23 protein-coding genes are annotated in these 25188 nt (G+C 33.3%); all 23 read left to right on the top strand.

Annotated elements, in window-relative coordinates; genetic code table 11:
* On the top strand, positions 1 to 1269 hold a 1269-nt coding region (gene pyk / locus BBG48_RS09090), incomplete at its 5' end, for a pyruvate kinase (protein WP_116170963.1).
* 172 nt (positions 1270 to 1441) lie between these two features.
* On the top strand, positions 1442 to 2227 hold the full coding sequence (locus tag BBG48_RS09095) for a prepilin peptidase (protein WP_068912080.1): 786 nt from the start codon (positions 1442 to 1444) through the stop codon (positions 2225 to 2227).
* Between the two features lie 89 nt (positions 2228 to 2316).
* Positions 2317 to 3501 (top strand): S41 family peptidase, encoded by a 1185-nt coding sequence (locus tag BBG48_RS09100; protein ID WP_094754362.1) that lies wholly within the window; start codon positions 2317 to 2319, stop codon positions 3499 to 3501.
* 14 nt (positions 3502 to 3515) lie between these two features.
* On the top strand, positions 3516 to 3935 hold the full coding sequence (locus tag BBG48_RS09105) for a NusG domain II-containing protein (protein ID WP_243446774.1): 420 nt from the start codon (positions 3516 to 3518) through the stop codon (positions 3933 to 3935).
* Positions 3936 to 3955: 20 nt separating this feature from the next.
* Positions 3956 to 4276 (top strand): putative heavy metal-binding protein, encoded by a 321-nt coding sequence (locus BBG48_RS09110; RefSeq protein WP_068912081.1) that lies wholly within the window; start codon positions 3956 to 3958, stop codon positions 4274 to 4276.
* A gap of 21 nt (positions 4277 to 4297) precedes the next feature.
* Positions 4298 to 5383, top strand: coding sequence for a DNA-processing protein DprA (dprA, locus tag BBG48_RS09115; RefSeq protein WP_068912083.1), 1086 nt, complete (start codon positions 4298 to 4300; stop codon positions 5381 to 5383).
* Between the two features lie 38 nt (positions 5384 to 5421).
* Positions 5422 to 6189, top strand: a complete 768-nt coding sequence (locus BBG48_RS09120) for a YfjL-like protein (protein ID WP_068912085.1) — start codon at positions 5422 to 5424, stop codon at positions 6187 to 6189.
* A gap of 231 nt (positions 6190 to 6420) precedes the next feature.
* Positions 6421 to 8619 (top strand): RelA/SpoT family protein, encoded by a 2199-nt coding sequence (locus tag BBG48_RS09125; protein WP_068912086.1) that lies wholly within the window; start codon positions 6421 to 6423, stop codon positions 8617 to 8619.
* A 43-nt stretch (positions 8620 to 8662) separates the two neighbouring features.
* Positions 8663 to 9682 (top strand): phenylalanine--tRNA ligase subunit alpha, encoded by a 1020-nt coding sequence (gene pheS / locus BBG48_RS09130; protein WP_068912205.1) that lies wholly within the window; start codon positions 8663 to 8665, stop codon positions 9680 to 9682.
* A 10-nt stretch (positions 9683 to 9692) separates the two neighbouring features.
* Entirely contained in the window at positions 9693 to 12068 is a 2376-nt protein-coding gene (gene pheT, locus BBG48_RS09135) for a phenylalanine--tRNA ligase subunit beta (protein WP_068912088.1), read from the top strand.
* A 193-nt stretch (positions 12069 to 12261) separates the two neighbouring features.
* On the top strand, positions 12262 to 12621 hold the full coding sequence (locus tag BBG48_RS11325; protein ID WP_243446775.1) for a TetR/AcrR family transcriptional regulator: 360 nt from the start codon (positions 12262 to 12264) through the stop codon (positions 12619 to 12621).
* The gene (locus BBG48_RS11330) at positions 12599 to 12856 is read left to right on the top strand and encodes a hypothetical protein (protein ID WP_243446776.1); all 258 of its coding nucleotides are present in this window, start codon (positions 12599 to 12601) and stop codon (positions 12854 to 12856) included. The genes BBG48_RS11325 and BBG48_RS11330 overlap by 23 nt, the downstream gene beginning before the upstream one ends.
* A 1-nt stretch (position 12857) precedes the next feature.
* Positions 12858 to 14612: an ABC transporter ATP-binding protein gene (locus BBG48_RS09145; RefSeq protein WP_068912090.1), complete on the top strand. Its 1755-nt coding sequence runs from the start codon at positions 12858 to 12860 to the stop codon at positions 14610 to 14612.
* On the top strand, positions 14596 to 16317 hold the full coding sequence (locus BBG48_RS09150; RefSeq protein ID WP_068912091.1) for an ABC transporter ATP-binding protein: 1722 nt from the start codon (positions 14596 to 14598) through the stop codon (positions 16315 to 16317). The genes BBG48_RS09145 and BBG48_RS09150 overlap by 17 nt, the downstream gene beginning before the upstream one ends.
* Before the next feature lie 10 nt (positions 16318 to 16327).
* Positions 16328 to 16909 carry an MptD family putative ECF transporter S component gene (locus tag BBG48_RS09155; protein WP_068912093.1) on the top strand — a complete coding sequence of 194 codons (582 nt, stop codon included), beginning with the start codon at positions 16328 to 16330 and terminating at the stop codon, positions 16907 to 16909.
* Positions 16909 to 17601: an energy-coupling factor transporter transmembrane component T family protein gene (locus BBG48_RS09160; protein ID WP_068912095.1), complete on the top strand. Its 693-nt coding sequence runs from the start codon at positions 16909 to 16911 to the stop codon at positions 17599 to 17601. The genes BBG48_RS09155 and BBG48_RS09160 overlap by 1 nt, the downstream gene beginning before the upstream one ends.
* Complete coding sequence (locus BBG48_RS09165; RefSeq protein WP_068912096.1) at positions 17589 to 18977, top strand: ABC transporter ATP-binding protein; 1389 nt, start codon at positions 17589 to 17591, stop codon at positions 18975 to 18977. Before BBG48_RS09160 ends, BBG48_RS09165 begins: the two co-directional genes overlap by 13 nt.
* An 89-nt stretch (positions 18978 to 19066) precedes the next feature.
* Entirely contained in the window at positions 19067 to 20098 is a 1032-nt protein-coding gene (locus BBG48_RS09170; protein ID WP_199560402.1) for a FecCD family ABC transporter permease, read from the top strand.
* Entirely contained in the window at positions 20098 to 20853 is a 756-nt protein-coding gene (locus BBG48_RS09175; protein WP_068912098.1) for an ABC transporter ATP-binding protein, read from the top strand. The genes BBG48_RS09170 and BBG48_RS09175 overlap by 1 nt, the downstream gene beginning before the upstream one ends.
* A 36-nt stretch (positions 20854 to 20889) precedes the next feature.
* Entirely contained in the window at positions 20890 to 22011 is a 1122-nt protein-coding gene (locus BBG48_RS09180; protein ID WP_068912100.1) for an ABC transporter substrate-binding protein, read from the top strand.
* Entirely contained in the window at positions 22011 to 22421 is a 411-nt protein-coding gene (gene tsaA, locus BBG48_RS09185; RefSeq protein ID WP_068912102.1) for a tRNA (N6-threonylcarbamoyladenosine(37)-N6)-methyltransferase TrmO, read from the top strand. Before BBG48_RS09180 ends, tsaA begins: the two co-directional genes overlap by 1 nt.
* A 126-nt stretch (positions 22422 to 22547) precedes the next feature.
* Positions 22548 to 22778, top strand: a complete 231-nt coding sequence (locus BBG48_RS09190) for a hypothetical protein (protein WP_068912103.1) — start codon at positions 22548 to 22550, stop codon at positions 22776 to 22778.
* A 2-nt stretch (positions 22779 to 22780) separates the two neighbouring features.
* Positions 22781 to 24871: a heavy metal translocating P-type ATPase gene (locus BBG48_RS09195; RefSeq protein ID WP_068912105.1), complete on the top strand. Its 2091-nt coding sequence runs from the start codon at positions 22781 to 22783 to the stop codon at positions 24869 to 24871.
* Positions 24872 to 25188 lie beyond the last annotated feature (317 nt).

The following is a 25188-nucleotide window of genomic DNA, read 5'->3' on the forward strand; positions in this document are numbered from 1 at the left end:
AATGTTAAAATTCAGCTACCGGCTATTACACAAAAAGATGCAGACGATATAATATTTGGTATAAAAAACGACATAGATTTTATAGCAGCGTCATTTGTACGAAAACCAGCCGATGTATTGGCAATTAGAGAGGTATTAGAAAACAACGGCGGAGAAAGAGTAAAAATTATATCTAAAATAGAAAACCAAGAGGGTGTAGACAATATGGCAGACATCCTTGCAGTTTCTGACGGTATAATGGTAGCAAGAGGAGATTTAGGAGTAGAAATACCTACAGAAGAAATGCCACTTGTTCAAAAAAATATGATAAAACTATGTAACGAAGAGGCAAAAGTAGTAATAACAGCTACACAGATGCTGGACTCCATGATAAGAAATCCAAGACCTACAAGAGCCGAAGTAACTGACGTTGCAAATGCAATAATAGACGGTACAGATGCAATAATGCTTTCAGGAGAAACTGCTGCCGGTAAATATCCACTAGAGGCAGTAAAAACTATGGCAAAAATTGCAAGAGCAGTAGAAGGTAGCTTTGACTATTCAATGATATTAAAGCAGAAAAAATCTGTTAAACAAGTATCTGTTACAAACGCTATAAGCCACGCAACCAGTACAACAGCAATAGACTTAAATGCAAAGGCTATAATTGCGTCCACATCAGGAGGTTACACAGCTAGAATGATTTCCAGCTATAGACCGGCATCACCAATTATAGCTACTACAAACGATAAAAAAACATATTACCAAACAGTGCTATTTTGGGGAGTATATCCACTATTAACTCCTGAAATGAAAACCGCAGAGGATATAATCAACGTATCTGTAGAAGAGGCAATGAATAAAAAGCTAATAGAAGTTGGCGATTTGGTAGTAATTACAGCAGGAGTTCCGGTAGGAAAAAGTGGCTCTACAAACCTATTAAGAATTCACATAGCATCTCAGACACTTGCAAAAGGTATAGGAATAGGAAACGGAAACGTATCAGGTGTTGCAAGAATTGCTAAAGGAGCTGAAACTAAAATTAATAAAGGTGAAATTTTGGTTGCTACTACAACAGACAAGGATATGATTGAGCAGATAAGAAATGCAGCTGCTGTAGTAACAGAGGTTGGAGGACTTACCTCTCATGCAGCCATAGTTGGACTAAGCCTTGGTATACCGGTTGTAGTTTCAGCTCAGGGCATACTTGAAAAAATTGTTGATGGAGAAGTGATAACCGTTGACTCAGCTACAGGTATAGTTTACGGAGGAGCTGTAAAAACTGTATAATAAATAAATTTTGATAAAAAAAACATACGCCTGTTTTATGAAAAATTATTTTTAAATATATTTTTCTAAAATAGGCGTATTTATTTGTAAAAATAATAAATTTTAGATATAATTAAGCAATTACAAATATAATCAAATTACAAAAAAATAGTAATCGGTAAGGACATTTCAAATGAATACATTTTATGCAGTTTTTGCTTTTATCTTTGGTACAGTATTTGGCAGCTTTTATAACGTAGTCATATATAGACTACCGGAACAGCTGCCGATAGCAAATGACAGGTCTATGTGCTTTTCATGCAAACATAAATTAGGAGCGTTAGATTTAATTCCACTGATAAGCTATATATTTTTGGGTGGAAAATGCAGATATTGCAAGGCAAAAATTTCTCCTAGATATTTTATTATAGAGCTAGTAACAGGACTGTTATTTCTAGTTTCTTTTTTGAAATTTGGGCTTTCAATAAATTTTTTGGGGGCAGTAGTCTTTTTATCGTGCTTAATAATAGTTGCCATGATAGATTTGGACACTTCGAGCATATATGACATAGTGTTAGTAATATTTGGGTGCGTTTTAGCAGTGATTTTGATTTTTCAAAATGGATTTAGCATATTTTTAAAAGAAAATTTGATTGGAGCAATTATAGGCTTTGCCATATATTATTTGATTTATTTCGTATCAAAAATAATTTACAAGCAAGAGGCGTTTGGGTATGGCGATGTGTTATTAAATACCTTTATTGGACTTTATCTAGGAAAGCTGTTTATAATAGTTTCATCATTTTTATCATTCATTATCGCTTTAATTTTTATAGGCATTCTTACTCTATTGGGTAAAAAATTTTCACTAAAAGCTGAGCTACCCTTTGGACCATATATGTGTTTATCAGCCTTGATGATGACATTTTATGGACAAATGCTGATAAATTGGTACATTTCAAACATATTAGGCTTATAGAAATTGATAAGAGCTACATTTTAATTTGTTAAGATGGGTATCATATATATAAATATTTAAGAAAATAGTTACTTACATTGGAGGAAAAAATGCAAGACAACAATGAATTTATAAGTGCACCGAAAAAAAAGCATAAATCGAAATATGGACTAGTATTTATATCCGGAATTATTACCGGAATATTAATTTATTTATTTATAAACATCTATTCCAATAGAGCTTACGGAATGTCTTTACAGGAATATATGAATATCAACTCCTTTATAGACATGACTGAGAAATATTACTACAAAGACACAAAAGATGTGGATTACAACGTAGGCATTAGAAAAGGAATTGTGGAGTCTCTAGGAGACCCTTATTCAAGGTATCTTAGCAAAGAAGAATTTAGCAAAATGATGGAGGAAACAACCGGAGAATTTGTAGGCATAGGTGTCTACATAGGACCAACACAAGATGGAAAAATCGGAGTAATTGCACCAATAAAAGGCTCACCTGCTGAAAAAGCCGGGATAAAAACCGGAGACATAATAATTACAGTAAACGGCAAGCCCTACGATGCAAAAACCATGGACGAGGCTGTAAGAAATATGAAGGGAAAAGAGGGAGAAAAAGTTGTCCTAGAATTAGTCAGCGTAGACAAGAAACTAAAAAAATTAACAATTATAAAATCTCCAATACACACTCAGACAGTCAGCTCTAAGGCACTTGATAATGGCATTGGTTATATGCAAATAATTTCTTTTGAAGGAAAAACCGCTCAAGAATTTAGTGAAAATTTAGCAAGTTTAAAACAAAAAAATATTAAAGGTTTAATCATAGATTTAAGGTCAAATCCGGGCGGTATGGTAGACCAAGTCGTAAAAATAGCTGACGAAATCTTGCCACAGGCAATGATTGTTTATACACAAAATAAAGCCGGTGCTCAAGAAAAATTCACATCTGATGATGCTCATAAGCTTGACATGCCGATAGTTGTACTAGTAAATAAAGGCTCTGCCTCTGCGTCAGAGATACTGTCCGGAGCGCTCCAAGACAACAAAAAAGCTACCATAGTTGGCACAAATACTTATGGTAAGGGTGTAATACAATCGGTTATGGGACTTAATGACGGCACAGGACTAGTTATAACTACAGCACAATATTTTACCCCAAATGGAAATAGAGTACATCAAGTTGGCATAAAACCTGATGTAGAAGTACAACTGGACGAAAACGCAAAAACAGATAACCAGTTGCAAAAAGCAATAGAAGTATTAAAAACTAAAATGTAGGGATACTTACACCTATGAATTTAATCAAAAATTTTAAGAAAGGAGATTTAGTTATTGCCATAATTATTATGGCGCTATCTTTTTCTCCTTTTGCAATATTAAAAACTCAAAGAACAGATACACTGCCACAAATTGTGGTAGCACAAAATAATATAGAAATAGCTAGATTTGATTTAAATACAACATCAACTTCAAAATTTATAGATTTTGAGTTTGAAGTAGAAGATAAAAAATATACCGGCACTTTGGAAACAAAAGACAGCAAAGTGAGACTGCTTAGATTGCCACAAGAGCTTGTGCCAAAATCCATTCATGCAGATATGTCGTGGACTGGCACACCTGACAAATTGATTGTAGCTTTACCTGTAAAACTTGTGGTATACTTAGAGCATACCAAGCAAGCAGATAGCGAAGTAGATGCAATTGCAAATTAAAAATATATAAGGAGATACAAATGATTATAACCACTACAAACTCAGTTGATGGAAGACAAGTACAAGAATACAAGCAGGTTGTATTTGGCGAAGTAATTACCGGGGTCAATTTTTTTAAAGACCTAGGTGCAGGACTTAGAAACATCTTTGGAGGCAGAAGTCAAGGCTATGAAGACGAGCTTACAAATGCAAGGACAGAGGCATTAGAAGAAATGAAAATCAGAGCAGAAAAAATTGGAGCAGATGCAATAATTGGAGTAAAAATGGATTACGAAGTATTGGGAGCAGACAACGGTATGCTTATGGTCACTTGCTCAGGTACAGCGGTAAAATTATCATAATTGAGATTGATGGAGCTATTGATGAAAGAAGTAGTTCATTTATTATCAAAAATTTCCGGCATTAAAAAAGCACAAATACAAGAAATTGCAGAAAATTTTAACTCTGACAATATAGAGGAGCTTACCTCCTCATACATAAAAGCATTTTCGGCAAATGCAAAGATAGATAAAGGCTTACTGGAAAAATTAATAGAAAGATATAAAAAAATTAGCGATATACATGAGCAAAATTCTATAGGCTATGTAACATTTTTAGACGAAGAATATCCTGACGTTTTAAGACAAATTTCCTCCGCTCCAAAAGTGCTTTATTATAAAGGCGACATAAAATTATTAAAAAACGAAAAAAATATTGGAGTAGTAGGCTCAAGGAAACCGACCGATTATGGAAAATGGGCGACAAAAGCCTTGGTAAAGGATTTAATCTTAAACGACTTTTGTATAGTAAGCGGCTTTGCAGGAGGCATTGACTCCTGCTCTCATAAGGCGGCGATTGAAAATAACGGCAAAACAATATGCGTATTTGGCACACCTATAACAAAAATTTACCCTGCAAACAACAGACGTTTGTATGATGATGTACTATTTTCAGGAGGGCTAATTATCTCAGAGCATGATGCAACCGAGCAGACCCATCCGGCATTTTTTGCACAGAGAAATAGGATAATCAGCGGTTTATCCAGCGGACTTTTGATTGTTGAGGCGGGTGTAAAAAGCGGTACACTAATAACAGCGAGATACGCACTAGACCAAGGTAAATATATCTTTGCAGTGCCGGGGAATATAAATTCAATAAATTCACAAGGCACAAATATGCTAATAAAAGACGGAGCGGTAATGACCACAAGCGTGACAGATATATTGTTTGAGTATGGATATAGACCGGAAACTGCAAATGTAAAAGCTAAAGAAGAAAGCCACGAGGATTTATCCATAGATGAGCAAAAAATATACGAGCTGGTAAGAACCTACGGACAATGCACAGCAGAAAAAATTGCCATAAACTCAGATTTAAAAATCCAAGATATTTTGGCAATCTTAAATATATTAGACATCAAAGGCTATATACTCTACGATGGCTTTATGGCTACATATTTTACTAGATAAAGCATGGGGGATACATCCGCTGTTTTTAAGGAGTAATTATGGATAATTCTTTCACAAAAAATATTCTAAAAACTATCGTTTATGTATTTTTGTTCACATTTGTATGCTTTGTGGCTTATTTTTTGAATGCCTTTTTTGGCAATCCGGTTTCAAAGGCTTTGGTAAAAGGTAGTGCAGAGAAATATATAAATGAGCATTATTCAGAATTAGACCTAGAAAAAGACGATATCGGTTATGATTTTAAGGCTGGTAACTACTACATATTATTACAGGATAAAAACAGCAAAGATACCTATTTTTATCTATACTTTGACAGCCTTGGCAGATATAAAAGCGATACAAAAGACAGCGTGTGGTTTAATACTTGGTCTAGATTTTCAGACGAACTCAATAAATATGGGAAAGACATTGAAAAAGAGTATAAAACGCCTTATGAGATAAGCCTGAGGATTATAGATAATGATTACAAAGAAGAATTAAAATTAAAAATAGACCAAGAGGTTGATTTTAATGACTTTCCATTTTCTATTGATGCAGGAGCTTATGGCTTTGCTGAAAATCCAAATTATGATGAAACTCTAAAAATTCTAAAAAATCTTCAAAGTATAATGGATAAAACTCCGCTAAAAGTGGCTAAATATCATATAGTTTTAATACCGGAAAAAGATAGAGTAAAAGACAGCAAAGAGGCTCAGTCATGGAAAAATGCTTTAACTATACACGACATACCAGCAGATTTTTTAAGAACAGCTGATGAACAGGATTTAATGGAATACCACAAGAAAATGGATGAATACAGTAAATGATGAAATAAAAGTGTTATAAATATTTAACAATTAATGGCAAGGTCAATTAAATTTTGGCTTTGCTTTTTTAAAATTAAAAAGCTTTACATAAAAATTTTGTAAGATTTGTTATAGTAATTTACAATATAAGGGCAACTTATTTATAAATATTGTATTACAAGTCTCCGTGTGATATAATTAAAAAATATATTTGTAATTAGAGGTTGGTAGTAACTTTTAGAAGGTGGATAAATGCTGGAATACCTTATAAGATTGGTAAAAAAATATGATAAGAACGCTGATGTAGACATTATAATAAAAGCGTACGAAATTGCTAGCGAAAAGCATGAAGGTCAGCTCAGACGTTCAGGGGAAAAATATATAATACATCCAATAGAAGTTGCTATAATACTTGCTAATTTGGAAATGGATGTGGCAACTATCGCTGCGGCTATTATGCACGATGTAGTTGAAGATACGGACACCTCACTTGAACAAATGAGGACTATGTTTGGTGATGAGATTGCAGACCTTGTAGATGGCGTTACCAAGTTAGGTAAGCTGGAATATAAGACCAAGGAAGAAAATCAAACCGAAAATCTAAGAAAAATGTTTATGGCTATGGCTAAGGATGTCAGAGTTATTTTGATAAAATTAGCCGATAGACTTCACAACATGAGGACTTTAAAATATATGCCTCCACACAAGGCTATGGAAAAATCCAAAGAAACCTTGGAGATTTTTGCACCGATAGCCGGTAGACTTGGTATATCGACTATAAAAATAGAAATGGAAGATATCGCACTAAGATACCTAGAGCCTGATTTTTATTTTGATATGTCAAGAAAAATTTCCGGCAGATTAAAAGAAAGAGACAAATACATTAGTGGAGTGATTGAAACTCTAACAGAAAAGGTTAAGAATGATGCAAAGATAAATTGTGAAATATATGGAAGAGCAAAGCATATATACAGCATTTATAAAAAAATCGTCTTTAAGCAAAGAGACTTTGACGATATATATGACTTTGTAGCAGTCAGGATAATAGTTGACTCTATAAAAGATTGTTATGCAGCACTAGGAGTAGTGCATAGCATTTGGAAACCAATTCCTCACAGATTTAAAGACTATATTTCATCACCAAAGCCAAATATGTATCAATCATTGCATACAACAATCATTGGACCTGACGGATTTCCGGTAGAAATACAAATACGCACAAAGGAAATGCACAGGACGGCTGAATATGGTATCGCAGCTCACTGGAAATACAAAGAGGGCCGAATAGACACTAAAGAGTCTGACATGGAGAAAAAGCTGGCTTGGCTAAGACAAATGATGGATTGGCAAAAAGAAGTTACAGACCCAAAAGAGTTTATGGAGTCGTTAAAGATGGACTTGTATGCAAATCAGGTATATGTATACACACCTAAGGGGGATGTAATAGAGCTGCCGGCTGGCTCTACACCACTAGACTTAGCCTATAAGATACACACCAATGTCGGCAACAACATGATTGGAGCAAAAATTAGTGGCAAAATCGTTCCGATTACTACCACACTTAAAAATGGAGAAATAGTAGAAATACTCACATCTAAAGCAGCTAAAGGACCTAGCAGAGATTGGCTGGACATTGTAAAATCCTCTCACGCTAAATCAAAAATTAGAGCCTATTTCAAAAAGGAAAGAGCAGAAGAAAACTACGAAAAAGGCAAAGAAATTATTGATAGAGAGACCAAAAAGCAAGGCTACCCTATAGCTGATTTCTTGCGGACTAAAGCCTTAGCCGCAATTGCAAAGTTTTACAATCAGCCAAATGAAGAAGAACTTTACAAAGCCATTGGCTATGGTGGACTTACCTCTAGCCAAGTTATGCAAAAGCTGAAAGAAATCTATGAAAAAGATTTTGACTCAAAAATAAAAGAAAAAAAATTAGAGCTTACCAAGGAAAGACAAAAAAATGCGTCTGAAGAAAAAATAAACAAAAGGAAGGCTAACAAGCAGGCAGTCTTGGTCGAAGGTCAGACTAATATGCTTACTAGACTTGCAAAATGCTGCAACCCAATCCCGGGAGACGAAATTGTCGGTTACGTCACTAAGGGTAGAGGTGTTACAATACACAGAAAAGATTGCCAAAATGCAATAAGAGATATAGAAAATTCGGAAACTAGAATGCTTGATGTGTACTGGAATGAGTATGAAACACCTGCAAGCTTTGATGTTGAGGTTGAGATATCAGCGTTCGATAGAAGAGGACTTTTCTCAGATATAAGCAAAGTTTTTGAAGATGAAAAAAGTGACGTGCTTAGTATCAATGCTAGAAAAAGTAAGGAAAATGCAGTTATGAATGTCAAGTTTGAAGTAAGGACCAAGGAGCAAATGCGAAAAATCATAAGAAAATTAAAAGCTATAAAAGACATACATGACGTATATAGAGTTTCAAATAAATAGTTTTATAGTCTACAAAAAAATTTATTATATAGGAAGTGACACTTTGGAAGAACAATTAAAACAAATTCAAAAAGATTTTGATGAAACAGACCTTTCAAATCTTGGAGAAAAGGAATTAGATGAAGTAAGAGTAAAATTTTTAGGCAAAAAAGGCTTGTTGACAGATATGTTAAAACAGATGGGCAAGCTGTCTGCTGATGAGCGTCCATTGATGGGCAAAATTGCGAATGAAGTGAGAGAACACATTGAAACAGGACTTAAAAATGCCCATGAAGCTATGAAACACGCTGCACTTGAAAAAAGATTAGACAGCGAATTCATAGACGTAACCACACCTGTAAAGCCTAGATTTAACGGCTCACTGCATCCACTTACAAAAATTACACAAGAATTAGAAAGCACTTTTATGGCTATGGGCTTTAGTGTAGTGGAAGGACCTGAGGTTGACACTGTAGAAAACAACTTTGACAAGCTAAATGCACCTAAAAATCACCCATCAAGAGATATGACAGATACATTTTACTTAAACGACAAGCTCTTGCTTAGAACTCAGACCTCTACAGTACAAGTAAGAACTATGGAAACTCAAAAACCGCCTATCAGAATAATTTCTCCGGGCAGATGCTTTAGATGTGATACACCTGACGCTACACATTCACCTATGTTTAATCAGATAGAAGGTTTGGTAGTAGATAAAGGCATCACCTTTGCCAATTTCAAATATATCCTAGAAGAATTTGTAAGGAGATTTTTTGGAGAAAATATCAAGACAAAATTCCGTCCTCACAACTTCCCATTTACTGAACCAAGTGCAGAAATAGACGTTACTTGCTTTAAATGTGGCGGGGTAGGTTGTCCTACTTGTAAGGGAGAAGGATTTATAGAAATCCTTGGAGCCGGCATGGTACACCCAAACGTTTTAAGAAATTGCGGTATAGACCCTGAGGTTTACAGCGGGTTCGCCTTTGGCATGGGAATTGACAGAATAACCATGATTAAATACGAAATCGAAGACATTAGGTATTTATACGAAAACGATATAAGATTTTTAAAACAATTCTAGGAGGCAAAAGGTGAGAGTACCATATAAATGGATAAAAGATTACGTTGATATAGATGTAACAGGGCAGGAATTTGCAGATGGTATGACTATGACAGGCACAAAGTCAGAGACTGTAGAATATCCGGGAGAAGAAATAAATAATGTTGTAGTAGGGAAAATAGTAGATATACGCCCTCACGAAAATGCAGACAAGCTAGTAATAACAACTATAGATGTCGGCAAAGGCGAAAATCTGCAAATAGTTACCGGAGCAAAAAATGTTTCAGTAGGTGACGTAGTACCGGTGGCACTAGATGGTTCAACTCTACCAAAAGGTGTAAAAATAAACAAAGGTGAATTAAGAGGAGTAATGTCAAACGGTATGCTTTGCTCAGCAAAAGAGCTAGGCATAGAAGAAAAATGTGTAGACGAAAAATCTAAAAACGGAATTTGGTTATTAGATGGTAGCTTGACTTTGGGTCAGGATATAAAAGAGGCTCTTATGCTTGATGATGCAATAGTAGAGTTTGAGCTTACATCAAACAGACCTGATTGTATGTCAATGCTAGGCATCGCAAAAGAGACTGCAGCAACCTTTAAAAAAGAAATTAAAATGCCGGATACAAGCGTGAATAAGACTCAGGGACATTTTGATTTTAAAGCATCAAGTGAGGACAAAAAGCTTTGCCCTAGATTTATGCTCAGAAAAATAACCAATGTAAAAATTGAACCATCACCAGCATTCATAAAAAATAGATTAATCCATGCAGGCATAAGACCAATAAATAACATAGTAGACATCACAAACTTTGTAATGCTAGAAACAGGTCAGCCAATGCACGCTTATGACGCAAAAATGCTCACTACAGGACAAATTGTAGTAAAACGTGCCAAGGCAGGAGAAAAATTTACTACACTTGATGAAGTAGAAAGAACATTAGACGAAACAATGCTAATGATTACAGATGGAGAAAAATCATTAGGTATTGCGGGTGTAATGGGCGGACTAAACTCTGAAATAACAGATAACACTACAGAAGTAATATTTGAGGCAGCATCCTTTGACTCTGAAAGCATAAGATTGACCTCAAAAAAATTAGGGCTAAGAACAGATGCCTCAGCTAGATTTGAAAAAGGAATAGATATCAATCGTGCTAAATTAGGGCTTGATAGAGCCTGCAATCTAGTAGAAGAGTTAAATTGTGGAGCTGTATCAGAAAATTATGTAGACACCCTAGATAAAATTCCACCTAAAAATGTTGTGACATTAAGCTTTGCAAGATTAGTTGGCAAGCTAGGAGAAAACTTGACAAAAGAGCAAGTAAAAGAGTTACTTGAAAGACTTTATTTTGAAATAGAATACCAAGATGATAAAATGCTAGTCACTGTACCATACAGCAGAATAGACATTACAATGTCAGACGACATACTTGAAGAAGTGTCAAGATTATTTGGCTTTGACAAAATCACCTCAAAAAATATAGTAGCAGAAGTAGCTATAGGACAAAAATCTCCAATTCACCTATTTGAGGATATGTCAAGAAGTGCCTTAACTGCCAATGGACTTACAGAAATAATAACTTATTCATTCATAGGCGGAAAAGACCTTGATATGATTAACTTCCCTAAGGAAAATTTATTAAAGATATTAAATCCGCTTGGTGAAGATACATCAATCATGAGGACTACCTTAGTACCATCTATGATGAATGTGGTAAAAAGAAATGACGCTAGAAAAAATCCATTCTTCGCAGGCTTTGAAATAGGTCATATATTTATATCTCAAGGCTCAGATGTAGAACCAATACAGAAAAAACAATTAGTTGGTGCGTTTTATGGTGAGAACCAAGGATTTTTTGAACTAAAATCAATGCTTGAAGGAGCATTTGAGCAGTTAGCAGTTTTCAACAGAAGATATGAAGTAGAAAACAATATGCACCTATTCCATAAAAATAGATGTGCAAAAATATTTGCCGGAGATACTTTAATAGGATATATAGGTGAAGTCCACCCTGAAATCTTGGAAAATTACGAAATCAAAAAGAGAGTAAATCTATTTGTTATAGATTTTGATACACTGTTTAAGACAAGAGATTTAGAAAAAAAAGCCAAACCAGTATCAAAATATCCATCAATCAAGAGAGATATAGCAATAGTAGTTGGCGAAAGAGTGCTTTGCTCAGACATAGAAAAAGTAATCGAAAATAACTCCAGCCATATACTAAAGGATGTAGAGCTTTTTGATATCTATCAAGGCACAAATATCGAAAAAGGCAAAAAATCAGTAGCCTACTCACTAACCTTTACAGCCGATGACAGAACACTTAAAGATGACGAAGTAAACGAAGTACACGCTAATATAGTGTCTGCCCTAGAAAAAGAGCTTGACGCACATCTAAGAAGTTAAATTAAACGGATTTTCAAAAATAAAATAATTTTACAAATATAAAATTTTTAACTACCATATGACAATAGTTGTATGGTAGTTTTTTTGAAAAAAATAAAATAAAAATAAAAATAAAAAACACTTGTTAGCCAAGGCTAACTGGTATATAATATATTAATCGACGGTAACGTCGATATGAATAGGAGGTTAATAAATGTGTGCTTCTATGAGATTGGGAGAGTCTGAGAGAAAAAAAGAAATAATGAATTCGGCTGCAAAAGTAATTATCGAAAAGGGTCTTGAAAGGACTACTATGGAGGATATTATAGCTGGAACAAGTTTGTCTAAGGGAGGAGTGTATCACTATTATGCCAGCGTGGTTGATATATTTAAGGACATAATGCTCAATGGAATTAATTATAGAAATGAAATAATAAAAAAACATTTGAGTGAATGTGAGTGTATAGCAAGTAACGAATTTATGGCAGGGCAACTTGTAGATAAGATTATTGATGACAATTTTTATATGCCTTTATATGTGGAGTTTTTAATTGCAAAAAAAAAGAAATCCTAAGCTTGCTAAATTAATGCTGGAACTTCAAGAACAGACAAAAGAAGAGTTTAAAAAAATTATGTGTGACGTTACGTATTGGATAACAAATAACGAAAGTTTTCAGTTTATTACAGATTTTATCAATGCTATGATTATTGGCAGCGATGTTTTGGAGGCGAGAGAAAATTTTAAGAAAAATAGACAGCTTTTAGAAAAAATGTTAATTTTGATATTTGAACAAGGAAAGGAGAATTAAGATGCAAATTTATAAAAAATTATTTAGATATGTACCACAAGAGAAAGTGTTTGGTTATTTATCAATAGTTATTTCCGGTATTTCAGCGTTTTTATTGGTATATGGTTACTACTACATATATTTGTTTTTAAAAGAATTGGTTGTAAACAGCAATTTAGATAGTGCAAGCTACAATTCTTTAAGGATAGTGTTTTATTTAACACTTAGTGCCTTGCTTTATCTTTTATCAGGCTTAGTTTCACACAAATTGGCATTTCGCTTGGAAACAAATTTAAGAAAAAGAGGAATTGACGGCTTAACAGATGCAAGCTTTAGATTTTTTGATTTAAACTCATCAGGTTATATTAGAAAGACAATAGACGATAATGCTGCCAATACGCATACGGCTGTTGCACATATGTTACCGGACAATTCTCAAGCTTTTTTAGTACCGATTTTTACCCTGATATTATCATTTACTATTAACATTCGAGTAGGAATAGTTATCATTATTTTATCTATTACTAGTGGGTTAATATTAAAAGGAATGATGGGCAACGGCGAATTCATGAAACTTTACCAAGACTCTTTAGACAAGCTAAGCTCAGAAACGGTTGAATATATTAGAGGTATGCAGGTTGTTAAAATATTTGGAACAAAATTGAATTCTTTTAAGGCTCTTCATGAGGCGATTATAAATTATTCTAAGTATGCTTATAATTATTCTCTTTCTTGCAAAAGACCATATGTTGTTTATCAACTAATATTTTTGGGGTTGATTGCTATTATAAGTATTCCGCTTAGTTTTTTCTTAAACGACATAAGCAATCCTAAGGTATTAGCGGTAGAGCTTATAATGATTTTTTTCTTGAGCGGTGTGATGATGGTTTCTTTTATGAAAATTATGTGGGCAAGTCAAAATATATTTACTGCAAATTACGCAGTAGATAATTTGGAAGCATTGTATGAAAAAATGCAGGAGGACAAGCTGACATATGGAAATAGAGAGCGTTTTGAAAACTCAAATATTGAATTTGATAATGTCAGCTTTAGCTATGGTGATAAAAAAGTTTTAGAAAATCTATCTTTTTCACTGGAAGAGAAAAAAACTTATGCTTTAGTAGGACACTCAGGTAGTGGTAAATCGACTATAGCAAAACTCTTATCAGGCTTTTATAAGGTTGATAGCGGTGCAATAAAAATAGGAGGACACCCTCTTGGAGAATATACGAAAGAGGCGATTATTAAAAATATTTCATTCGTATTTCAAGACAGCAAGCTGTTTAAAAAATCCATATATGAAAATGTGGCTCTAGCTGACGAAACTGCAAGTAGACAGGAAGTAATGCAGGCATTAAAGCTTGCCGAATGCAATGACATCATAGAAAAATTTAACAACAAAGAAAATACTATAATAGGCTCAAAAGGTGTCTATCTTTCAGGAGGAGAAAAGCAGAGGATTGCAATTGCAAGAGCTATCTTAAAAAAATCTCCGATTGTAATTATGGATGAAGCTAGTGCATCTATTGATGCTGATAATGAATATGAATTGCAAAGAGCGTTTAAAAATTTAATGAAAGACAAGACTGTAATTATGATTGCTCATAGAATGACAAGTATAAAAAATGTGGATGAAATACTTGTTTTAGAAAACGGTAAGGTGATTGAAAGAGGAAATGATGAATATTTAATGAAAAAGCAAGGCTTATATAATAAGCTCTTGAGTTTATATGAAACTGCAAATGATTGGAGGATATCAAATGAAGAATTATTATAAGAAACGCTACTGCCTATCTGAGCAGGGTGCAAAAAATTTGACTAAAGCAACTTGGTTTTGTTTTTTAACTTATTGTGCTAATTTAGCACCTATGCTTATTTTAATGGCATTATCCAATCAGTTAATATTAGGCAAAAATAGTAGTACATTGGAGTATGTAAGTATAGCTGGAATAACCTTGGCGGTAATGTATGTATTGTTGTCGAATGAGTATGTGAGTCTTTTTAACTCTACTTACAAAGAGTCTGCGGATTTAAGGATTGGGATTGCTGAAAGCTTAGCCAATCTTCCTATAGCATATTTTTCCAAGCATGATTTATCTGACCTTTCTCAGGCGATTATGTCAGATGTAGAGAGGATTGAGCACGCTATGAGCCACTCTATACCTAAAGTATTTGCTATGTGGCTATTTTTCCCTCTAATGGGAATTATGATGTTTATCGGTAATTGGAAATTAGGTATTGCTGCAATTATACCGACACTTTTGAGTTTTGCAGTATTACCTTTGGCGAAAAAAAGAGAGGTTTCAGGATATAGCAAATATTTTAATACTTTAAGAGATAATTCTGAAATGTTTCAAGAAACTATAGAGCTGCAACAAGAAATAAGTAGCTTTAATCAATCGGAAAAAGTGAAAAAATCCTTGTATAAAAAAATGGAAGAAAGCGAAAAAATTCACTTCAATGTGGAATGTGTTTCTATGGCGGTTTTAGGTTTATCTAGTATTTTTTCATATATTAGCGTTGCTGTAGTAATAGCAGTTGGTATAAATCTTTTTATCAATAGTGAAATATCACTTTTGTACCTAATAGGATATATCATAGGAGCAATCAAAATAAAAGAACTGTTTGATATTTCAAAAGAAGGAACATTAGAGATGTTTTACATCGAACCTGCTGTAAGAAGAATTAAAGAAATGAAAAATGCACAACTCCAAGAAGGTGAAGATACAGCTCTTTCAAAATATGACATAGAGTTTAAAAATGTGTCCTTTGCTTATGATGATGACACTAAGGTATTAAAGGATATCAGTTTTACAGCAAAGCAGGGAGAAGTAACTGCACTTGTCGGTACGTCAGGCTCAGGCAAAACATCTATATTAAGACTTATATCAAGGCTTTATGATTATGATGATGGAAGTATCTTGATTGATGGTAAGGATATTAAGAAAATATCTACAGATTCATTATTTGGGAAAATTTCTATAGTTTTTCAAGATGTCACTTTATTTAACACAAGTATTTTGGAAAATATTCGCTTAGGAAAGGAAACGGCTACGGATGAAGAGGTAAAAGAGGCGGCAAAACTTGCCAATTGTATGGATTTTATTGATAAACTGCCGGAAAAGTTTGATGCTATGATTGGTGAAAACGGTGCAGAGCTATCAGGTGGAGAAAGACAAAGGTTGTCTATTGCAAGAGCTTTTTTAAAGGACGCTCCGATATTAATATTAGACGAAATATCAGCAAGCCTTGATGTCGACAATGAGAAAAAAATACAAGACAGTCTTAATAAATTGATAAAGGACAAGACCGTCATAGTTATTTCCCATAGATTAAAATCTATAGAAAATGTTGATAAAATCGTGGTAATTGATGATGGATATGTAGAAATGATAGGAAATCACGAAAAGCTTATAAAATCTTCAGATGTATATAAAAATCTCATTCAAAAAACAAAATTAGCAGAGCAATTTAATTACTAGGAGGAGAGTTATGAAAGAGAAAAAGCTAAAGACCAAAGATTTAGTTACTATAGGTGTATTTGCAGTCATTTACTTTGTGGTGATGTTCGCCGTTGGGATGATGGGTGTGGTTCCGATTTTATTTTTGGTATATCCAACAATCCTTGGCATTGTATCAGGTACAATCGTGATGTTATTTATGGCAAAGGTACAAAAGCCTTGGGCATTATTTATACTTGGGATACTATCTCCTTTTCTTATGTTTGCGATGGGGCACACTTATGTGCTGGCAGTCCATGCACTTGTGGTTATGTTTATTGCTGAAATGATAAGAAGAGCAGGAAATTATAATTCTTTTAAGTACAATGCGTTTGCATTTGCGATTTTTAATACTTGGATTTGTGGCTCACTAATGCAAATGCTTTGGGCAAAAGAAAAATATATTGAATTATCAATGATGATGGGAAAAGAATATGTAGATATTTTAGAAAAAGTGATTACTTATCCACATATGGCATTGGTTTATGCAGGGGCTATCGTTGGAGGAATTGTAGGAGCGTATATAGGTAAGGCACTTTTAAAGAAACACTTTACCAAGGCAGGTATAGTTTAATGCTCAGTGTAAGAAATAACAGATTAAATCCTAATCCCATAACAAAGCTATTTGTTGTGGGATTATTGGGGTTGACAGTTGTAAATTCTATTCACCCTTACTTTGAATGGGTGGCAGTATTTGTTATTTCCATCATGTATTATATAAATGGTTTTAAAAAAGACGCGGCTAAGAATATCGCAGTTTTTACTATTTTATTTTTTGTGCCCAATCTTGAGTTTTTATATCATTTACCATTTATTGTAAAAATAGCATTTTCTTTATTATTCGTCCTGCGTATGTTTTATATACCATTTGCGGCAGGAAAATTTTTGATTAAGACCTCTGATGTTGGCAGCATTATTTCTTCAATGGACTCACTAAAGATACCAAGTGCTGTATCTATACCGATAGCGGTAATGTTTAGGTTTTTCCCGTCATTTGTAGAGGAGAAAAATAATATCAAGCTGGCGATGAAAATAAGAGGGATAGAAACAAAAAATCCTATTAAATACTTGGAGTACGTTGCTGTACCACTGCTTATTATCTCTTCAAATATCGCTGATGACATTTCAAAGGCGGCAGAGACAAAATGTATCGCCAATCCTATAAAAAAGACAAGATACATCCCTGTAAGACTGCACCTAATTGATTTTATATATGCTATTACAATGACGGCTATAGTATCGGGAGGCTTTATATGCTTACATTAGAAAATTTATCCCTGTTTTATGGGCAAGATAATAAAGTGCTAGAGGACATCACTATGCAAGTATCAGACGGTGAATGCGTATTGTTAACCGGAAAAAGCGGGAGCGGAAAAACCTCTATTATAAATACTATCAACGGCTTAGCTTTTGAGTATGAAAATGCACACGTTACAGGGAAAATTTTAGTTAACGGCAAAGAAATAAAAAGCATGGAGCTGTATGAAATCTCACTTATGATAGCAAATGTTTTTCAAAATCCCAAGACACATTTTTTTAACGTGGATACAACCCTAGAGCTATTGTTTTATCTTGAAAATATGGGCATAGACAGAAAAGAAATGGATAAGCGTATGGAAAATATGCTGAAGATTTTTCCTATAGGGCATTTATTAGGACGAAGTATATTTGAACTTTCAGGAGGCGAAAAACAGATTTTGTGTGTCGCATCTTGCTATATTTCAGGGTGTAAAATTATAGTGCTGGATGAACCATCATCGAATTTAGATGACAAATATATTGAAATATTAAAAGAAATGCTACATATATTAAAGGACAAAGGTATAACATTAGTCCTTGCAGAGCATAGGATTTATTATTTAATGGATGTAGTCGATAGGGTTTTTGTTATTAAAAGTGGTAAGATAAGAAATATTTTTAACAAAAATGATATGTTGTCATTATCTAGTGAACAGTTAGCTAAATGGGGTATACGCAGTGCTAAAAAAGTAAAGTTGGACAATTTAAAAAAGCCATCGGGGCAAGATTTATTAATTAAAAAAATATATTATAATTTTGGAAATAAAGGAGCGTTAAGTATTGAGAATGTCACATTCAGCTTGGGCAAAATATATGGCATTGTAGGCAAAAATGGTTTTGGCAAATCGACTTTTTTACGTGTGATAACAGGACTTGAAGAAAAAGAAAAAAGTGAGATATTATTTCAAGGGAGACTTTTAACTAAAAAAGATAGATTAAAATATTCATCACTTGTAATGCAAGATGTCAATCATCAGCTTTTCACAAATTCTGTTGAAGAAGAAATGAAATTAGGCGTAAAAGCTTTAAAACAAGATAGGATAGATAAAATCTTGTCTGAACTTGGACTTGTGGGGTTAAAAGATAGACACCCGATGAGCCTATCAGGAGGACAAAAGCAAAGAGTAGCAATAGCCTCTATTTTATGCAAAAATTCTAAATTTATTTTCTTTGATGAGCCGACAAGTGGTATGGATTATAAAAATATGATAAGAATTTCTAAACTTATTAAAGAGGTGAGCAATAAGGACAATATCATTTTTATCGTATCACATGATGTTGAATTTTTAAACGAAACTGTAGATGGAATAATTTGTTTAGAAGATTTTAGGAGTTATGCGTAAATTCTTATTAAAAAGTTAAACTAATAATCACAAATAACAATTGACAAAGGTTATCATTTTTTTGTAAAATAATTCATACGAGGTGCTGTATGCAAAAAAAATCTAATTTGAGTATGGATTACATAAATTATATAAAGCTAAAGAAAATCTATATAATTTTTTTATTTATAATTTTAATTTTTTCTTTTGTTGTTTCCTTGAGCGTAGGTTCATCCTCAATGTCGGTTATAGATAGTATAAAAACTCTTATAGGTGAAGGTACTTCAAAAGAAATAAATATAATTTATAATATAAGGCTACCGAGAGTCCTAGGAGGTATGCTTGTAGGAGCAAGCATCGCTTTATCAGGAATGGTAATACAAACTGTTTTAAATAATCCGCTTGCCTCTCCATCAACTATTGGGATATCAGGAGCATCAGCTTTTGGAGCAAATATAGCTCTTATCATATTAGCACGTTTTGGAATGGAGATAAATTCTGAAATTACGGCAATTACGTCTTTTGCTTTTTCACTTATTTGTATGATACTGGTTATTTCGATTTCTGCATTAAGAGGAACGGATAAAACATCTGTTATTTTAGCAGGCGTTGCATTTAATTCACTGTTTACTGCCGGAACTACGGTTATACAATATTTTGCAGATGATACTGAAATTGCAACAGCGGTATCTTGGACATTTGGAGATTTAGGCAAGATTGATTATTACGAAGTAAAAATTGTCACTATAGTGCTTCTGATTTCATCGATTTTAATTTATGCTTTTAGATGGAAAATGAATTCAATGGATATGGGTGAGGCTACTGCTCACACTCTAGGAATAAATACTAAAAAAATGAGAAATTTATCCATTTTAATAGCTACAATAAATACTGGAGTTAGCGTTGCATTTGTAGGTATGATAGGTTTTGTCGGTTTATTAGCTCCACAAATAGCAAAGAGAATAGTCGCAGAAGATAAGAGGTATATGTTTCCATTTACATTACTTACAGGCTCTATAATTGTTTTGGCATCAGATGCTTTTGCAAGGACAATCGCATCTCCTTTGGTATTGCCTGTAGGAGCTGTCACTTCATTTTTAGGAGCTCCGATGTTTATATACATTTTACTTAAGGAGAGGTAATGAGCTTAATCAGTGTGAAAAACATTTCATTTAAGTATGAAAAGGAAAATATTCTTGATGATTTGAGCTTTGATATAGAATACGGAAATTTTATCTCCTTATTAGGGATAAATGGCTCAGGTAAGTCTACACTGCTTAAAAATATAAATAAAATTTTAAAGCCTAGTAGTGGAAAAATTTATGTAAACGGAAAAGAATTAAGTAGCATAAAAGGGCGAGAACTAGCTAAAAATATATCTACAGTAAATCAATATAATGACGCTCTAAGAAATACAGTGTATGATATGATTTTAGTAGGAAGAGTACCACATATGCAAAACGGGGCATCTAAGGAAGATTATAAAAAAGTAGAACAAATCATACAAAAACTGGAATTAGAAAAATATGCACTCAGAAATGCTAATACGTTAAGCGGAGGTGAATTTCAAAAGGTTGTTTTAGCAAGAGCTTTAGCTCAAGAACCAAAAGTGCTACTGCTCGATGAGCCTACAAGTAATCTTGATATAAAAAATCAAATTGAAGTAATGAGACTTGTATCGGACTATTGCAAAGAGAAAAAAATAGCTGTAATAGTAAGCATACATGATTTAAATCTAGCGTTGCAGTTTGCGGACAAGTTTTTATTACTAAAAAAGGGAAAGATTTATGACTATGGAGGTATTGAAGTTATAACTAACAAAGCCATTGTAGATGTTTATGGAATAGAAACGCAGATAATAAATCATAACAATAGAAAGCTTGTAGTGCTATGTTAGTTTTTATTAAAAATATACAAAAGTAAAGGAGAAGATATGAAAAAGATTATATTTACAGCATTGGCTCTAATAATGACGGTTAGCCTTATAGCTTGTAACAGTGCTGATACAAATGATACAAAGGCTAAGGATGAATTGAATGAACTTAATTCACCTTTTATCGTAACAGATGTAGCGGGTAGACAAGTAGAGTTTGATAAAACTCCACAGACAGTAGTTGCAATGGGACATGGAGTTTTAAAAAACTATGTCTACATAAATGGAGCGGATAAATTGGTTGGTATAGAAAAAACTGAAATAACTGGGAGCAAGCTAACCGGTCAATCAATAAATTATGCCTACCCTGAACTGAAAGAAATTAAAACAATAGGTGACGGTGGCTCGAAATTTACACCAAATTATGAATTATTAGCAGAAATCAATCCGGACGTTATATTTTGTGCTTACAATATTTCAAAAGAAGAATATGATGCCTTACAGGAAAAAACTAAGTCAAAGGTGGTAGCTCTTGATACGGGCACGTCACGCAAAGTATTTAATGATACTGTTTATAAAAATTTTGAAATAATCGGACAAGTTATGGGTAAGCAAGAAAGAGCACAAGAATTAATTTCATTTATTAAAGATATAAAAAAAGATATGGATAGCAGAAACCTGTCAACTGATGATAGCCCACAAATTTATGTGGGTGGAACATCTTTTAGAGGAACTCAAGGGATATTGTCTACGCAAAGTCATTATGAATTATTGGATTCAGTTGGAGCGAAGAATATAATGGATTCAATTACAGATAAAACCTCAATTATTATTGACAGTGAAAAATTAGCAGAGCTTAACCCTGAATTAATAATTATAGACCTTAGTGGAAAAAGCATTGTGCTTGAAGATATGCAAAAAAATGTTGAATTTTATAATAATCTAAATGCCTTTAAAAATCATAAAGTGTATTCTATTATGCCGTACTTTACTTATGGAATGAATTTTGATACAGCTATACTTGATATGTATTATGTGGGAAGTTTAGTGCATCCAAATTCATTTAAAGATTTAAATTTTGAAGATAAAGCAAAGTTAGTTTATGAAAAATTTGTTGGAAAAAATGTGCATGGCGATTTAATCAATAATTATCCTGAAGCGTATAAGGAGTTTGTTAAATAATGCAAATAACGATGAACCCAATAGGATATATAAGCTCACCTTATAAACAAAAGTCTCAGATACCTACTCAGAGTGTGTTGAGCGAAGAAACCGGCTCAATAAAGCTAAACAGTGAACTGATAGATGGACTTTATGGTTTAGTTGAAGGGCAATACATCGAAATATATTTTTACTTCGATAAGTCAGATAAATTAAATTTGGAGACTGAGCTTAAATTTAAGCATCATATTTCAGGAGAAATTCGAGGAGTTTTTGCAACTAGGTCACCTAATCGCCCAAATGGGATAGGCAAATCTATAGTTGAAATATTAGAAATAAGAGAAAATGTAATTAAATTTAAAGCAGTAGATATGTTGGACGGTACACCGGTACTGGACATTAAGCCGTATGTGGAGCGTTTGAACCCATAATACAAAAAAATATAAACTTTGGTTATTAATATTATTTGTTTACAATTATTGTTTGTGCGTGATATAATAAACAAAAAACCATTTTTGGGTCAAATTTTTAAATAATACTTAAATTAGGAGGTAATTATGTTTTTAGGAAATTTTATTGACAAAAAGAGAGCTTTACTTTTTGTAGGTGGTATTGTTGCAGGACAACTTTTAAACTCAAAGCCGGTACATGATGTTGCTGTAAATGCTGTAGTTGCAGGGGTAAAAACAAGAGATGCTGTAAAGGAAAAGATTGAAAACATCAAAGAAGAGGCACAAGACAAAATAGTAGCAGAAAAAGAAAAAGCATTGAAAGCCACACAAGCATAATTATGAAGTACAAAATAATATATGATGGCACAAATAGACTAAGGGTAAGATTTGGTAAATATGCCTTTAACAGATTTGAAGCAATGGGTGTGCAAGATTACATTAAAAGTTTTGATTTTGTGCAAGATAGCGTGGTTACTGCTAGTAATGGAGGAGTGTTAATCTATTATTTGGACGGCAGTAGAGGAGCGATATTTGACATTCTCAATTCTTTAAATAAAGAAAAAATATCATCACTTTCTTTTGAAGTTGATGAAGATTTGATTAAGCTTGAAAAAGATTTTAAGAGAAATGTTGTAGTATCTGTTGCACAAAGATTGATTATGCCAATTTTTATGCCTATGACTTTGGGCAGAATAATAACGCTTATTCGTAGTGCGAAATTTTTTAAAGAGGGTTTACAGTCTCTTTCAAAACTACAGCTCAATGTCAGTGTATTAGATGCGACATCTATTGCGGTAGCAATAGCTACTGGAGATTATTCTACAGCAAATAATGTGATGCTACTGCTTAGAATATCAGAAATGTTAGAAGATTATACAATGAGCAGTGCAAAATTGGAATTGGCAAAATCATTGCAAGTAAATGTGGATTTTGTTTGGGTATTGGAGAACGGACAACTAGTAAAAAAATCACTTTCAAAGATAAATCTTGGGGATATAGTGGTAGTCAATTCGGGAAATCTAATACCTGTTGATGGTACTGTATTAAGAAGTGAAGCTTATGTTAATGAGTCTGCTATGACAGGGGAGAGTATGCCTGTCAGAAAAAAAGAAGGTAGCACAGTATTTGCCGGTAGCGTAGTAGAAGAGGGAAATCTTGAGATAAATGTGACTGGAGTAAATACACAAACTAGAATTAGCAAGATACTTTCGCTCATAGACACTTCGCAAAATTTAAAGGCTGATATACAAAAAAATGCACAAAATATTTCAGACGGCATGGTAAAATATTCATTGATGTCTTTTTTTGGCATTTATGCACTTACTCGCAACATAACTCGTGCAATGTCAGTGCTTATGGTAGACTATAGTTGTGCTATAAGATTATCTACATCTATATCTGTAATAGCTTGCATTAGACAGGCTAGTGAAGAAAAGATTGTGATAAAAGGCGGTAAATTCCTAGAAGAATTTGCAAATGCGAATACTATAGTTTTTGATAAGACTGGTACTCTTACCCATGCCACTCCCCATTTGAATAAGATTATTACCTTTGATGGCTTTGATGAAAATGAGGCTCTCAAGATAGCGGCTTGCTTGGAAGAACATTTCCCACATTCAGTAGCTCGCAGCATTGTTAAAGCTGCTGAGGAGAGATACATTATCCATGAGGAAACTCATGCAAAGGTAAACTATATAGTGGCACATGGACTATCGTCTTATTATGGAGAAAAAAGAGCTTTGATAGGCAGCAGGCATTTTTTGGAAGACGATGAAAAGATTTGCTTGACTGATGAGCAAAAGAAAGTTGTTGAGAAGGAGTGCGCTGATTATTCGACCTTGTATTTGTCTTTGGACGATAAAATCATAGCAATATTTTGCATAGATGACCCGCCAAGAGCTGAGGCAAAAGAGGTAATAGGTAGACTTAAAAATAGCGGGTTTAAAAATATAGTTATGATTACCGGTGACAACGAAAATGTGGCAAAAAGGGTAAGTGAAAAATTAGGTATAACTGATTTTTATGCCAATGTATTACCTGATGAAAAGTATTCAATAGTGCAGGAAATGAAAAAAAGAGGGCAAAAAGTGGCAATGGTAGGTGACGGAATAAACGATGCTCCGGCACTTAGTGCAGCCAATGTTTCACTAGCTATGAAAGACTCATCAGATATTGCAAGAGAGGTTTGCGACATAACACTACTTTCATCAGATTTGAATGATTTGATTGAGCTTAGAATACTTTCTAAAAAGTTATTTGATAAAGTAAAGAAAAATTATGTTCAAATAGCTGTATTTAACTCTTCTTTGATAGCTATGGGTATAGGTCAGCTTATTACACCGGGGTTGCTATCATTGTTACACAATTCGTCTACAGTATATTTTTGTATAACTTCATCAAAAAAAATACCTATGAAGGGTAATATGTAAGTATTTTTGAAATTTTTTAAAGTCTTTAGATTTTGTATAAATAATTGTATACAGAATTTTAAGATATTTGATAAATCCAACACACTAAAATATAATTATTTGATTGATTAAAAGATGGCAATTTTTCTTATAAAGTTTAAGAAAGATTGCCATTTTATTTTAGGTCACTTTAAATTTATTTAACAATTTTACTATAAGTATTGATTTTATTTTATAAAAATGTAATAAATATTAGTGGAAAAAATATATTCATTAAAGGACTATTTATACTAAATTACTTTGAAAATTGTAGCATACATATTAAAAAGAAATTTATG

This window comes from Criibacterium bergeronii, assembly GCF_001693775.2.
GTDB classification, from domain to species: domain Bacteria; phylum Bacillota; class Clostridia; order Peptostreptococcales; family Filifactoraceae; genus Peptoanaerobacter; species Peptoanaerobacter bergeronii.